This is a genomic window from Mesorhizobium sp. P3_A9 (assembly GCF_056402975.1).
Map to the genome: position 1 here is coordinate 1 of NZ_JBFUGJ010000765.1, position 799 is coordinate 799.

General features: G+C 61.2%; 1 pseudogene. It reads right to left on the bottom strand.

What is annotated here, in order from left to right:
* Positions 1-156 precede the first annotated feature (156 nt).
* A pseudogene (locus AC1DX0_RS36620) lies at positions 157-444 on the bottom strand (GIY-YIG nuclease family protein).
* Between the last annotated feature and the right edge of the window lie 355 nt (positions 445-799).

Genomic DNA, 799 nt, shown 5'->3' on the forward strand with positions numbered 1-799 from the left:
CCGCCGGGACTGCTGGCTGTGATGGGCCGCAGTCCCGGCCGCCAAACTACCCGATCCATCTCAAACAATCCTAGGGCGGAGCAAGGAGCGCAGCGACGCGGCGCAGACCCTAGGATCCATGCCGGGGCTTTGAAGCGTCGCAGCGGTGCAGAATGCTCACCATCCCGTGCCGCGAAAAAGTTCGAACCACTCGGGATTGGTCTTTTCGATCAGGTCGATCTTCCATTGGCGTGGCCAACGTTTCAGGGACTTCTCACGTTGGATTGCATCGGTGATATCGAAATACTCCTAGTACCAGACAAGGCGTTGCACGCCGTAGCGACTGGTGAAGCCTGAGCCTTGGCCGGACTTGTGCTCGGGTACGCGGCGGCCGAGGTCGTTGGTGACGCCGATGTAGATCGTGCCGCGCTTCTGGCTCGCGGTCATGTAGACGTAGCCGGTCATGGCTGAACGGTAGCCCGCATCGGTGGGCGTGCAAGCGCCATTTCTGATCCGTCGCATTCTACGACCAATGTCACGGCATGGATCCTAGGGTCTGCGCCGCGTCGCTGCGCTCCTTGCTTCGCCCTAGGATTGTTTGAGAAGGATCGGGTAGTTTGGCGGCCGGGACTGCGGCCCATCACAGCCAGCAGTCCCGGCGGCAGGCGACCGCCCTTAGGACCGGGTAACACCCGACGTCATCATGGTCCCTGCCGTCTTTGTCCGCCATCGCTTGGAGAGTTGATTGGCCGCTGGCTTGCGCCACGCCCGCAAACAATCCGAAGCCTTAGAAGGATACCACCAGCATGGCCTTCTTGCA